Below are 12,369 nucleotides of genomic sequence, written 5' to 3'. Positions count from 1 at the left end.
ACGTTCCAAACGGTTCTGGCCACAGGAGCGCGCAGGATGAAGCCTTTCACGATCTCGGTACCGGACGCGCGGTTGACCGCCATCCAGCAGAAAGCGGCCCAGTTCGACTGGGACCGGCTGCCCGACACGGGTGGCTGGCGCTCGGGCGTGGGCAAGGCCGACCTGCGTCGTCTGGTGGCGCACTGGCTGACGCGCTTCGACTGGCGCGCCGTGGAGCGGCGACTCAACGCGCTGCCCCACTTCATCACCGAGGTGGCCGGCGAGCCGCTTCACTTCATCCATGCACGGGGCGATGGGCGCAAACCGCCGGTGTTGCTGCTGCATGGCTGGCCGGGTTCGTTCATCGAGTTCGAAGCGTTGATCGCACCGCTCGCCGCGGACGGCCACGATGTGGTCGTGCCGTCGCTGCCGGGGTTCGCCTTCTCCACCCCCATCGCCGACCTGGTCGGCCCGCGCCAGGCCGGCGAGCGGCTGCACGCGTTGATGCAGCAGCTGTTCGGCACCACGCGCTACGTCGTCCAGGGTGGCGACTGGGGCGCGCACATCGCCAGCTGGATGGCCCACGACCGCCCGGACGCCCTGCTCGGCATTCACCTGAACATGGTGGAGATCCTGGCCCAGGACACCGCCCCCAGCACACCCGAGGAAGAGGACCTGCTGGCGCGGCGCAAGGTGCTGCTCGACCAGGAATCGGGCTACAGCCACGAGCAGCGCACACGCCCCCAGACCCTGGGGGTCGCCCTGGCCGACAGCCCGGTCGGGACCGCGGCGTGGATCCTGGAGAAGTTCGGCCAGTGGGCGGACGTGCCCACGCGCGACGACGGCAGCCCGGATCTGTGGGCGCGGTTCGACGAGGACACGCTGCTGACCAACCTCATGCTCTACCTGACCACGCCCGCGGTGGTGACCGCCCAGTGGATCTACCAGGGCCAGCAGGCAGAAGGCTCGACCCAGTTCGCCGCGGGCACGCGGGTGAGTACCCCGGTGGGCATCGCCGCGTTCCCTGACCCTGTATTCCTGCCCAGGCCGCGTTCGCTCGTGGAACAGACCTACACCGTGGTCCACTACAGCACGCCGCCCAAGGGCGGCCACTTCGCCGCACTGGAGCAGCCCGACTTGCTGCTGGCCGACCTGCGCGCCTTCATTGCGACCCTGACGGGAGGCCGCCCCTGATCACCCTCTCCCAGGCCGAGGCGCGGCGTATCGCCCTGACGGCCCAGGGCTTCAACAAGGCCGGCGACCGTGACCGTGCGCCCGACCCGGCACGGCTGCGGCGCATCATCCGCCACCTGGGGCTGCTGCAGATCGACAGCGTCAACGTCCTGGCCCGCGCCCACTACCTGCCGCTGTACGCGCGCCTGGGCGCCTACGAACGCGCCGACCTGGACCGGCTCATGGTCGAGCGGCCCAAGCGCTTCTTCGAGTACTGGGGGCACGAGGCGTCGCTCCTGCCGGTCGACTGCCACCCCCTGCTGCGCTGGCGGATGGCACGCGCACGTGCCGGCCAGGGCATCTGGCGACCGCTCCGGCCCTTCGCCACCGAGCGCCGCGGCGAGGCCGAGGCCCTGCTCGCCCACATCGCGGCGCACGGGCCACTTGCCGCGTCGGACCTGGCCAGCGCTCCACGCCCCACGGGCATGTGGGCCTGGAGCGCCACCAAGCATGCGCTGGAGTGGCTGTTCTGGGCCGGGCTGGTGGCCGCCTCCCACCGTCGCAGCAGTTTCGAGCGGGTCTATGACCTCCCCGAACGCGTGCTGCCCCGGGCGATCCTCGAGACGCCGACGCCCCCTGCCGAAGCGGCGCACCGCACCCTGCTCGCACGGGCGGCCCAGGCCCTGGGCGTGGCGACCGCGGGTGACCTGCGTGATTACTACCGCCTGCCCGCCGCCGACGTGCCCGTGCCGCTTGCGCAGCTGGTCGAGGACGGCACCCTGACCCCGGTTCGCGTCCAGGGTTGGCGCCAACCGGCCTACCTTCACCGCGACGCCCGCGCGGGCCGGCGGCTGAGCGGTGCGACGCTGCTGTCGCCGTTCGATCCGCTGATCTGGCACCGCGACCGCACCGAACGTCTGTTCGACTTCCGCTACCGGCTCGAGATCTACACGCCTGCGCACCAGCGCGAGCATGGTTACTACGTCCTGCCGTTTCTGCTCGACGGGGCATTGGTGGCGAGGGTGGACCTGAAGGCGGAACGCCGGGAGGGTCGGTTGGTGGTGCGGCAGGCCAGCCTGGAGCCGGGGGCGGGCGAACAGGCTATGGAGGCGCTACAGGCCGAACTGCACCGAATGGCTGGATGGCTGGGGCTGGCGACGGTCGATTCGGCAGTGCTGGACATGCGGCGCTAGGGGCTTGAAACCCACCCTCCATCAAGCACCAGAACGTGCAAAGTATGTCGAGTGCGCCATGCGTGCCGATGGGCGCTGCACTGCGTTCGCCACATGCCTGTGAGACTAGATCGGTCTGGACGGCCCTGAACCCGTGGAAGCGTCGAGCGCTTCGGCCAACCGCACCTGCATCAGCTCCAGCAACGCCCGGACCCGCGCCGTCACGGAATGCCGGTGGCTGTAGGCACCGAGCAATTGCAGGGGCGCGGGGCGCAAGTCCAGGTGAACCTCCTGCAAACGCCCCGCCGCCAGGTCTTCCCGGCAGGGATGGGCCGCCACGATTGCGAAACCGAGCCCCTGCCGAGCACCGGCCACGGCCAGTTCCCCGCTGTTGACGCGGTAGCGACTGCGCACCGGCACCTTGACGATCTGGCCCGCCGCGTCCTGGAACTGCCAGGGCTGGCCCTTGAGCGCACTGAGGGTGGTGATGCACGGCAGCGTCTTCAGGTCGCGCAGATGGCGTGGCACGCCGGTCTTGGCCAGCAACGACGGGGCAGCCACCACGATGCTGGGCAGCGTGGCGAGTTCGCGGGTGATGAAGGCACTGTCCTCCTGGTGGCCGCGGTGGAAGACGATGGACAGGTCGACGTCCTCCCGCAGGACCTCCAGCCCGGTCATCCGCGTATCGCATTCAAGCTCGATGCCGGGGTGCAGGCTGCAGAATTCGGCGAGGATGGGCGCCAGCAGCCGGGGGGCTTCACCGGGCATGCATACCGTCAGACGACCCCGCAGCTCGCGCTGCACTGCGCCCAGTTCTTCCTGCGTGGAGAGCAGCGTGTCGAGCAAGGGTTTTGCCCGCTCGTAGAGCAGTCGACCGGCTTCCGTCATCCGCAGGTGCCGGGTGCTGCGCTCCAGCAGGCGCGTGCCGAGCCGGCGTTCCAGGGCAGCGACGTGGCGGCTGACGCTGGAGGACGGCATGGACAGAAGGCGCGAGGCGCCCGTGAAACTCTGCTCATCGACGACGGCCGCATAGACACGGACCGCGTTCAGATCGAGTGCATCGCGCATTGATTATCCCGCCTGAGGCATTAAAGCGTTCCATTTTTGCATGCTAGTGCGCGTCCTTGGCGAACTCTACCCTGTCCTTTACCCAAGGTGACACGTCGAACCCAGGCGTGCGCACCATCGACACGAGGAGAATTCCACCATGGACATTGGCATACTGGGCGGCGGCATCGCAGGCCTGAGCCTGGCGCTGGCCCTGCGCAAACAGGGTTACCACCCCCGGGTCTACGAGCGACAGGCAGGGCCGGCGACCTTGGGCGCAGGCGTGACGCTCTGGCCCAACGCGACCTTCGTGCTGGAGGAACTGGGCCTGCTGCACGACATCCAGGCCATTGCCGGCCGGCCGACCACCGTGCGCCGCCAGGATGCCGCAGGCCAGCCACTTGGCGGCCTCGACATCGGCCTGCTGAACCGGGCGATGGGGTACCCCACCTACACGGTGCTGCGCAGCGAGTTGCAGGCCGTGCTCCTGGCGCATGCGGCACGGGCGGGGATCGACGTGGCGTTCGGGCGCTGCGCGCTGGCCATCGAGCTGGACGCGACAGGCCGCGCCGTGGTCCAGTTCGACCAGGGCGCACGCATCCGCCCAGACCTGCTCATCGGTGCCGACGGCCGCATGGCCTCGGTGGCCCGTGCCTTCGTCGCGGGCGACAACACCCCCGTCTACCAGGGGTTCCTGAACTGGGTCGGCGTGGCGCAGGCGCCCCAGCCACTGGTGGACGACACGGTGATCCAGGACGTGTGGGGGATGGGCGAGCGCTTCGGTTGCGTGCCGATTCGACCCGAACGGGTGTATTGGGCGGCGGCGCAGGCACGCCCCCTGCAGGACGCCACGCCGGCTACCGGAGCGAGGGAAACGCTCGAGACGCTGTTCGCCTCGTGGCCTGAGCCGGTCTTGCACCTCATTCGGGCGACGCCCGAGTCTGCCATCCGGCTGATTGCGGTGCACGACCTGGAACCGTTGGCGAGCTGGAGCCGGGCGAACGTGCTGCTGGTCGGGGACGCTGCGCACGCGCCCTTGCCGACTTCGGGACAAGGCGCCTGCCAGGCACTGGAAGATGCGTGGCACTTGGCGCGGTGCCTGGCGCATGGCAACGGGGATCTGGAGACGGTTTTCCAGACGTTCGCGCACATCCGCGCGCCAAAGACCAGACGGCTGGCGGAACAAGGTCGGCGCTTTGCACAGGGGCTGTTCGCCACGGACCCGGAGCTGTGTCGACGGCGTAATGAGCAGGCCAAGGCGTCCGATCCTGTCGGTGATGTGCAGGCGTTGGCGGCCGGATGGGGACAGGGGCTGCCGATACTGGGTGGCATTGATGACGGGCCTGGGCAAGGAAGTAGCGTTGGCAGCCTGTATCGTCTGGGAGAATGAAGTGAATGCGGCAAGTTGGCCTGATCCGTCATACAGGGCTATACAAGGCCTCGTGAGCGCTTTCACGGCTTTTGCCACTACGATGTGGGTCCTGCGGGCCCACTTGCACTTGGCAAAAACCGCAGAACCTCACATGAAACACGACCGTCTACCCCACCGCGGCGGGTGTAGGAGCGGCCCCTGCGCCGCGATTGGGCCCGCAGGGCCCACAAAATCAGCCCCTCAAAACCTCAGACAAGCACGACCAATACCGCCCAGATGCCCTTCAAGTCACCAGGCAATGAAATCACCCCTCGAACAACCCGTTCCCGTCAGAACATTCCAGAAAGATCGACATCCACGCATCCATGATGTCCCACACATTCCTTTCCCGAGAAGGCTCATCCGGCTTTTCATGCCACCAGATAAAGACCTGGCCCGCCCAAGCCCCTTCGCCCAGCGCCAGGTAATCTCCAGCACCACTCGAGAAGAAACTCACCATGTCCGGAAGATCAGGATAATCGTCATCGCACAGATCCTTTATGGAAACGAAATCCTCGAGGTGCGAAGGCCCCATGGCACATCCGATATAAAATCCGAAGCCATCATGCAGGTCACGGTAAAAATCTCTCAACTGCTGTGGAAGATGGGCACACTTACCAAGTTCCGCATTGCCTGCCCCTAGCGGCGCCCCACCTATATAAAAGCTCAGCTCGTCTTCCTTGCTATAAACGTACATGAGATAAGGCTTGCCTTTTACCGCCACCACGGTCCCTAGCACGCATTGCTCGATCCAGGCGCACACCCAGGGCAGTTGCTCGGCATAATTGGCCCACTCGGCAGGCACACAGGATTTCTCGCCATCCGCAGGACCAAAATCACGCCACTGCCAGGGCGGTTCAAGCCCTGAAGGCAGGTCGGCAGGCGTGAAATAGACCTCGTATCCTTTCAACTCGTGGAGCATTTCCGACTTCTGTGACTCAGTCCACGTCATGCTGCATTCCTTACAAGGGTACGTTCTGCAAGCCTGGGGTCATGCACCTTGACCTGCTTCACGGATACACGCAGACCATCGTGCATCGCCCCATCGACACATCTCAAGCGACATCTCCACGCCAACGCATCTGCGCCCTCGCCTGCCCGTCGAAAACGAAGCGGTTCACGGCGTCCTTCAACTGTGGCAATGACACTGCCGTCTCCTCGCTGCGATGGCGAATCAGGGTGAACTGGTCTTGCCCAGGGAACAGCACTTCGATGACCTCGCCCGCGTAGTTCGTGATCTCGATAAAACCGCTGACGACCCCATTCAGGTTGTCGATTTCCGACAGCACAGTGGAGTACGTCATCAACGCACCTTCTTCATCCGTACCTGCACCCGTTGCCGGATTGTCGAAGTACACCCTGATCTTGGGAGATACGGGCCTGTTCCAGCGAAAGGGGTATACCGTGCGTCCGAGCATGGCCTTGAACTCATTCGCCGATTCGTCGCCCGAGAATTCGCAGCGGTGGATGGGCACGCAGAGGTACAGGCGTTCGCGCTTGGCGTCGAACCGACCTTTGAAGGTGCCGTGATAGGTATTGGGCAGCACCAACGCCTGCGTGAATCCATAGGGGTTTGCCGTCAGGTCGAACCTCGATACCCTGTCCTGACTGAAGTCGCCCGAGGCCTGACGGATCACGTCCATGGCGAACGCTCTGTCGACGATCGCTTCGGAGATCACCAGCAGGTCCCTCTCTGGCGTGCTTTTCAGGCAATGGTCATCGAATGTTTCGGCCAATCGTAATTGAAAGAAGTAATGACCCGCGTGCGTCTCTACATCTGAATAAGACTGCCGTATGTCCGCTTCATGGAACATGGTTCACCTCGCCTCCCTGCTGACCGGTTGCTGGATAAATCGACCAGTAGACCATTACGGTCAAGCGTGTCCACAGTCTGCTCGAAAGCGTGTCTGTGGATATTTTGGTCGAATGGATGATATAGCCGCCGAACCCCTTAAGCAATATTCGCATTTGTCGCCGGCAGCTTTAATCGAGCAAAGCTGCGCCTAGTGTTTTCACCCACGACACCAAGATAGTGCAAGAACATCACATTTAGAGCACACAATAATCGCTCTCACCTCGCGAATAAAGCGATGAATATCGCTTCCGGCCTTAGTGAATTATTTGCTTTTCAGCAATACCGCCAAATCAGAGAAGCTCATTTCAACATTCGGATACTCATCATCTTTAACAAAATATTCTAACAAAATAGTTTTGGATGAAAAATCGAATGTGAGGTAAACGAGGTTTAACCTAATGACCTTTCTATCAGTAGCTTTAATGTTATGCAGGATGAGACTCTTAATCCTCTGACTATTGGAGATTGACTCCTTCAAAGCGGCTATCAAATTTTCTTTCATGTTAAAACACTGACTCACAAAAACTATAGTTAGAAGGCAACTTCAAGCCACCCTCTTGCATCATTGAGTAACTTATGCTTTGCAGTTGACATTCCGCAAACGATCCTCCTACATCTTGGGAAGGCTTATATATCAGCCCTCTCTATTCTTGCAAGGGCTTACTAATCGGCGCGTATTGATAAAGGGTAACCCGTCGTTTAGCCCTATCTGATCCTGTGTGATGAATCGTACACCTCAGGTTCATTGTCTATCCTTCAATGAAGGATTATCCATACGCCCCCTCTTGCTGGGCTTTATCGATAAATAAGCTCTGTAGATCGCCCTGAATCTCCTCGCCATCGAGGAACAAAGCGAAATCCCCATCAAGGTCATTAGGAAAGTGAACGCCATCAAAAGCTCCAAAAATTGCAGAGGCGCTGTCTGCGATAACGACCTTCATAAAATTGATGATATCCATCTTCTGAGCATCGCTCAGCAAAGCCATCGCATTGCGCGCCAAACCGTAGGGATCTATGTTATTATCGGCAGGTTTGGTGAGCCAGTCTTTGTACTGGCGAAAATGCTCCCCAAACAACTCGGAAGAGATTGCGCTTATAAACTGCTCATCTTTACTCATAGCGGCTAGGCTCCTAGCTTTACATTTCTGGACACAGGAATTTGTTCATTTCGATCAAGTGCTTAACGCTGCATCTAAGTAAGCCTGGATAAACGCGACTTAGCCCTTTGATATCGCTCGCAAAATTTACTTATTAGTAAATATGCAATCTGGCATTACCATACACTCCACCAATGATTAAAACTCATTGATTCCACGATAACTATCATCGTACTTAACCATTGCATTGCCTGTAAGTTGAATTTTAACGCTGCATAGATCAGTGTTGCTGCAAGTAATTATCAACCAAAGCATAACCAGACACCCCCATTAACAGATGATCTTTATAACCGCTTATGTCTAAAGCCCGCACCGGAAACCCTTTTCGATAAAGAGTCCCAGCCATATTGAACTCTAATGCTTTATATTTTTCATCTGAAATAGTCCCACTCTGTAGTCGTGGCCAATCCCCTGACACCAAGCTCTCTACAGAAGTAAATATAACTGAAAACTCACCGTTGTAATCTTTGAATCTCAAATATTCTTTGCCTTCATAAACTCTAAAATCATTGCTTACTGATTTCACAGCAAAAGCAAAAATATTTCTAAACTTCTTACCTATGCCATCAGTGCCCAACCAGTATCTGAGCTACAGCAAATCGCCCATCCTTCACAGGAATTGCGAAATAGTCCCCTTGACAAAACCTGACATTATCTTCCATAAACCTATCCTTTTCATCTTGACCAGTGCACTTGGAAAGATAGCTTTACTCCAGCCAAGACTGTGACCTCCCATACCCTATAGTAGGTCTAAGTATCTAGCCCTATTCAAAACCCTTGCGCTTTCCTGCAGAATTCAACCTGCCATTTAGATCTACTTTTGAGCAAGAATCAGCCACATGAGCTTTTTGTATCTGAATGTCAGCTTTTTCGTTGCGACGGCCCCTTCGAACGTTGAGGACGCAAGCTTTAATTCCTTGTCTATTTCGGCATTCAAAATACAGCCTTTTGTTAAATTTATAAATCACCTACACTGAGGACAATTGCTTTTCTATTGGCAAACGGGTTTTAAAATTCTAGAAACGCGTCGTTTTCAATGAAGTATTTGAATGCTGTAAAATGGTCGTCGATGGTAGCGTCAGGGAGTTGCCGATTTGTATATTCAATCACGTCTTGTATCATGGAAGTCTCCAAGGTTTCAATCCACCCTTCACTTGCTACTTGAGGAGGAAGGTAATCCGTAGAGCCTGGTTCAAAATCACGGCTGTCTAAAGAAAAAGCGCCTTGTGTGTCCAGCGTCCAGCTCGAATTGGGCAGGAAGAACCAAGCCTCGGGTATCTTGTCAGGATTTTCGAGAACTTCCCTTATGCGATAGGTCTTCATGGTCACCTCAGCACCCTATGACTTGCAGTTCAAAATATTCAATCAGCCCAAGCTAACCGTAAAAATAATCCACGAACAGCCTTCTATTGTCATCACCTAAAATTGGAGTGATTTCGCTGTTCACTCTGGCCATGAAAGTATTGCTGATGCCGTCGTCATTCGAAATGTCGAAAATATCAAATTCGTCATAGACGATATCGATTAACTTTGTCAGTGCTGAAATAAAGTCAGCCAGTGAGGCAGCAATCTTGAATGGCTCCACGCAATCGTAGCTCGCCAGCACGGGGGTGTTTTTTACATGAGTAACCGCTATGATTGGCTTACCACCACCTATATCATCCATTATGACTACGTCTTGAGCTGGCCACTCATCGTTCAAGACCAGCCCGCCGGTGGTGTTAATCCATCGGTAGCCAGTCTGCGCTTTTTCAAGCGCTGTGATGTCAAATAGTTTCAAGGGCGTAAGGCCGGTTTCGATCTGAACCCCATGCGGCTCGCTTTGATTGTAAAGAGCCTCAAGCTCAACGAAACGGGGAAGCGCCGGAGGCCAGCGAGTCGATGCATCATCTGACGCTAAAAAACGTCCAGAAATTTTATGTTTGGCGTGTACAGCGCTCAGTACTTTCAATGTGTCGCTAATAGTGTCCATCGCAAGCGATACCTTATCCGCAAAAATTATTTTCTACGCTCTATCGACGATGTCTTCGGAGATCACCAGCAAGTTTCTCTCTGGCTTGTTTTTCAGGCAATGGTCGTCCGTACAAGCTTTTATGGATTTTGAAAGCTCTCACTTAACAGCCCATTCATCTCGGAGTCTTCCAGAAAGATCGACATCCATGTATCCATGATTCCCCACAGGTCGTCTTTTCGAACCGGGGCATCGGGCTTTTCGTGCCACCACATAAAGAAATCACCCTCCCACACTTTCCTACCTAACGCCAGGTAATCTCCGGCGCCGCTTGAGAAGAAGCTTACCATATCGGGAAAATCCGAATAATCTTCATCACACAGATCTTTTATGGGGGTAAAATCTTCGCTTTGGGAAGGCCCCATGGTACATCCTATATAAAACCCGAAACCATCATGTAGATCGCGGTAGAAGTCTTTCAATTTTTCTGGGAGGTGTGCATATTCATTGAGCTGTAGGTTACCTGTCCCCAAAGGCACCCCACCCATATAGAAACTCACCAACCCGTGGTCCCTATAAACATACATGAGGTAGGGCTTGTCCTTTACCGCAACCACGGTCCCAAGCACGCATTGCTCGATCCAGGCACACACCCAGGGCAGCAGGTCGGCATACTTGACCCACTCGGCAGGGACGCAAGATTTCTCGCCATCTGCAGGGCCAAAGTCACGCCATTGCGAGGGGAGCTCAAGTTCTGAAGGCAGGTCGGCAGGCGTGAAATAGACCTCGTACGCCTTCAACTCGCCGAGTATCTCCAGCTTCTGTGATTCGGTCCACGTCATGCTGTATTCCTTACAAGGGTGTGCTCTGCGGGCTTTGGCTCGTGCACCTTAGCCTGCTTCATGGATACACGCAGGCGGTTACGCATTGCGCCATCGCGTCATCAATACGTATCAAGCGACAGCTCCACGCCAACGCATCTGCGCCCTCGCCTGCCCGTCGAAAACGAAGCGGTTCACGGCGTCTATCAACTGTGGCAACGACACTGCTGTTTCCTCGCTGCGATGGCGAATCAGGGTGAACTGGTCCTGCCCAGGGAACAGCACTTCGATGACTTCGCCCGCGTAGTTCGTGATCTCGATAAAGCCGCTGACGACCCCGTTCAGGTTGCCGATCTCCAACAGCACGGTGGAGTACGTCATCAGTACGCCTTGTTCATCCGTGCCTGCGCCCGTTATCGGGTTGTCGAAGTACACCCTGATCTTGGGGGACACCGGCCTGTCCCAGCGAAACGGGTATACCGTGCGCTCAAGCATGGCCCTGAACTCATCCGCCGATTCATCACCCGAGAATTCACAGCGGTGGATGGGCACGCAGAGGTACAGGCGTTCGCGCTTGGCGTCGAACCGACCTTTGAAGGCGCCGTGATAGGTGTTGGGCAGCACCAACGCCTGCGTGAATCCATAGGGGTTTGCCGTCAGATCGAACCTCGATACCCTGCCCTGGCTGAAATCGCCCGAGGCCTGACGGATCACGTCCATGGCGAACGCTCTGTCGACGATCGCTTCGGAGATCACCAGCAGGTCCACGTTTGCGGTGCTCTTCAAGCAATACTCATAAAAAGTTTTAGCCAAATGCAGCTGAAAAAAGTAGTGACCCGCGTGCGTCTCCACATCATCTGAATAAGACTGCCGTATGTCCGCTTCATCGAACATGGTTCACCTTGCCTCCTTGCGCATCTGCAGTTAAAAAACGACCGGCAAGTGATTGCGATCGAACGTGTTCACGTGCTGGGCGGAAATTTGCTCGAGGGGATGATGTCCTCACCGAACACAGAGACTCAACGCCCCAATCCGCCACCGAAGTAATTCCACAGGCTTTGAGAAATCTCAAAGCCCAAAATTAAGCCTAAGGCTCCAATTGCCTCGCAAGTAGAATCTGACGCATTGAACAAAAAGTAAATTTAAGTTTATAAAGTATTCATGTTCTTCCCGACCAAGAAACTCACTGCAAAAAGCCAGAAAGCAAAGGGATATCATAGGATTTACTTTTAATTATCCTCTTAGAATTGATGGCTTTTTCAATTTGTTTGCTATAATCAAAAGAGATACCCAAGCGCGCTGCGCAGCTTATAAAAACCGCAGGATATGCATAGTCATCAGGAGATGATAGTACTTCATTAACTGTTTGCTCTGTAGGTATAATGCATGAAAAAATCTTTGGGATGTAAATTTTCTCTAACACCGATTTAATATGGGTGCATATGTCCCCCGCTTTTTCGGGTGACGGCACCTCTATAGCACCCATCATATTTCCGCTGAAATTCCTGCCTTGCTCGCCCGACGTTATAAAAGAAAAGCAAGCTTCTTGAAAGAGATTGCTTTTATATGGAGGACTGTAAGCGAGCATGCATTCATATAGTTCACCCCCATAGACCCCCCCTCCAAGAATGTATGCATCGGAGCGTCGGATGTAAGTAAAATAAATATCGGCCACATATTTTTTTTTATATTTGAATTTAAGCTTGTTTTTCGTTGCAACTACGCCGTCAAATTTAGAAGAAATGATTTTCAGCTCTTTAAGTAATTCGGCCTCAAAGTGCAGTTTGTTATTAGAGGTCATGA

Annotated in this window: 13 protein-coding genes; 3 read left to right on the top strand and 10 right to left on the bottom strand. The window is 56.5% G+C overall.

Translation table 11 applies throughout. The features are described from left to right. Positions 1-36 precede the first annotated feature (36 nt). Positions 37-1,173 carry an epoxide hydrolase family protein gene (locus G7Z99_RS03290; protein WP_181092004.1) on the top strand — a complete coding sequence of 379 codons (1,137 nt, stop codon included), beginning with the start codon at positions 37-39 and terminating at the stop codon, positions 1,171-1,173. Next, positions 1,170-2,345: a winged helix-turn-helix domain-containing protein gene (locus G7Z99_RS03285; RefSeq protein ID WP_181092287.1), complete on the top strand. Its 1,176-nt coding sequence runs from the start codon at positions 1,170-1,172 to the stop codon at positions 2,343-2,345. Before G7Z99_RS03290 ends, G7Z99_RS03285 begins: the two co-directional genes overlap by 4 nt. Before the next feature lie 105 nt (positions 2,346-2,450). On the opposite strand, the gene G7Z99_RS03280 is transcribed toward G7Z99_RS03285, so the two are convergent. Continuing rightward, positions 2,451-3,392, bottom strand: coding sequence for a LysR family transcriptional regulator (locus G7Z99_RS03280; protein ID WP_181092002.1), 942 nt, complete (start codon positions 3,390-3,392; stop codon positions 2,451-2,453). Positions 3,393-3,531: 139 nt separating this feature from the next. Here G7Z99_RS03280 and G7Z99_RS03275 point away from each other — a divergent pair, with 139 nt between their 5' ends. Further along, the gene (locus tag G7Z99_RS03275) at positions 3,532-4,761 is read left to right on the top strand and encodes an FAD-dependent monooxygenase (protein WP_181092000.1); all 1,230 of its coding nucleotides are present in this window, start codon (positions 3,532-3,534) and stop codon (positions 4,759-4,761) included. 286 nt (positions 4,762-5,047) lie between these two features. On the opposite strand, the gene G7Z99_RS03270 is transcribed toward G7Z99_RS03275, so the two are convergent. From G7Z99_RS03270 to G7Z99_RS03230, 9 genes are all read right to left on the bottom strand, one after another. Next, positions 5,048-5,734, bottom strand: coding sequence for an SMI1/KNR4 family protein (locus G7Z99_RS03270; protein WP_181091998.1), 687 nt, complete (start codon positions 5,732-5,734; stop codon positions 5,048-5,050). Positions 5,735-5,837: 103 nt separating this feature from the next. Then, a complete protein-coding gene (locus tag G7Z99_RS03265; RefSeq protein ID WP_181091996.1) occupies positions 5,838-6,596 on the bottom strand; it encodes a hypothetical protein in 759 nt (252 codons plus the stop codon). An 808-nt stretch (positions 6,597-7,404) separates the two neighbouring features. Beyond that, positions 7,405-7,755: a hypothetical protein gene (locus G7Z99_RS03260; protein WP_181091994.1), complete on the bottom strand. Its 351-nt coding sequence runs from the start codon at positions 7,753-7,755 to the stop codon at positions 7,405-7,407. 259 nt (positions 7,756-8,014) lie between these two features. Continuing rightward, complete coding sequence (locus tag G7Z99_RS03255) at positions 8,015-8,371, bottom strand: hypothetical protein (RefSeq protein ID WP_181091992.1); 357 nt, start codon at positions 8,369-8,371, stop codon at positions 8,015-8,017. 431 nt (positions 8,372-8,802) lie between these two features. Next, positions 8,803-9,117: a DUF7716 domain-containing protein gene (locus tag G7Z99_RS03250; RefSeq protein WP_181091990.1), complete on the bottom strand. Its 315-nt coding sequence runs from the start codon at positions 9,115-9,117 to the stop codon at positions 8,803-8,805. Positions 9,118-9,169: 52 nt separating this feature from the next. Beyond that, the gene (locus G7Z99_RS03245; RefSeq protein WP_258196939.1) at positions 9,170-9,766 is read right to left on the bottom strand and encodes a hypothetical protein; all 597 of its coding nucleotides are present in this window, start codon (positions 9,764-9,766) and stop codon (positions 9,170-9,172) included. 119 nt (positions 9,767-9,885) lie between these two features. Continuing rightward, complete coding sequence (locus tag G7Z99_RS03240) at positions 9,886-10,587, bottom strand: hypothetical protein (protein WP_181091988.1); 702 nt, start codon at positions 10,585-10,587, stop codon at positions 9,886-9,888. Between the two features lie 111 nt (positions 10,588-10,698). Beyond that, on the bottom strand, positions 10,699-11,460 hold the full coding sequence (locus tag G7Z99_RS03235; protein WP_181091986.1) for a hypothetical protein: 762 nt from the start codon (positions 11,458-11,460) through the stop codon (positions 10,699-10,701). Between the two features lie 289 nt (positions 11,461-11,749). Further along, positions 11,750-12,367: a hypothetical protein gene (locus G7Z99_RS03230; protein ID WP_181091984.1), complete on the bottom strand. Its 618-nt coding sequence runs from the start codon at positions 12,365-12,367 to the stop codon at positions 11,750-11,752. Positions 12,368-12,369: the final 2 nt, after the last annotated feature.

The organism is Pseudomonas entomophila, assembly GCF_013523165.1.
Taxonomy (GTDB): Bacteria; Pseudomonadota; Gammaproteobacteria; order Pseudomonadales; family Pseudomonadaceae; genus Aquipseudomonas; species Aquipseudomonas entomophila_A.
The sequence above is the reverse complement of the archived record's forward strand: the minus strand, read 5'-3'. Positions and strand labels throughout refer to the sequence as shown.

Bases quoted from the DNA above. Each gene is read 5' to 3' on its own strand.
- G7Z99_RS03290 (WP_181092004.1), top strand. From the start codon at position 37: ATGAAGCCTTTCACGATCTCGGTACCGGACGCGCGGTTGACCGCCATC.
- G7Z99_RS03280 (WP_181092002.1), bottom strand. From the start codon at position 3,392: ATGCGCGATGCACTCGATCTGAACGCGGTCCGTGTCTATGCGGCCGTC.
- G7Z99_RS03275 (WP_181092000.1), top strand. From the start codon at position 3,532: ATGGACATTGGCATACTGGGCGGCGGCATCGCAGGCCTGAGCCTGGCG.
- G7Z99_RS03270 (WP_181091998.1), bottom strand. From the start codon at position 5,734: ATGACGTGGACTGAGTCACAGAAGTCGGAAATGCTCCACGAGTTGAAA.
- G7Z99_RS03265 (WP_181091996.1), bottom strand. From the start codon at position 6,596: ATGTTCCATGAAGCGGACATACGGCAGTCTTATTCAGATGTAGAGACG.
- G7Z99_RS03260 (WP_181091994.1), bottom strand. From the start codon at position 7,755: ATGAGTAAAGATGAGCAGTTTATAAGCGCAATCTCTTCCGAGTTGTTT.
- G7Z99_RS03250 (WP_181091990.1), bottom strand. From the start codon at position 9,117: ATGAAGACCTATCGCATAAGGGAAGTTCTCGAAAATCCTGACAAGATA.
- G7Z99_RS03245 (WP_258196939.1), bottom strand. From the start codon at position 9,766: ATGGACACTATTAGCGACACATTGAAAGTACTGAGCGCTGTACACGCC.
- G7Z99_RS03240 (WP_181091988.1), bottom strand. From the start codon at position 10,587: ATGACGTGGACCGAATCACAGAAGCTGGAGATACTCGGCGAGTTGAAG.
- G7Z99_RS03235 (WP_181091986.1), bottom strand. From the start codon at position 11,460: ATGTTCGATGAAGCGGACATACGGCAGTCTTATTCAGATGATGTGGAG.
- G7Z99_RS03230 (WP_181091984.1), bottom strand. From the start codon at position 12,367: ATGACCTCTAATAACAAACTGCACTTTGAGGCCGAATTACTTAAAGAG.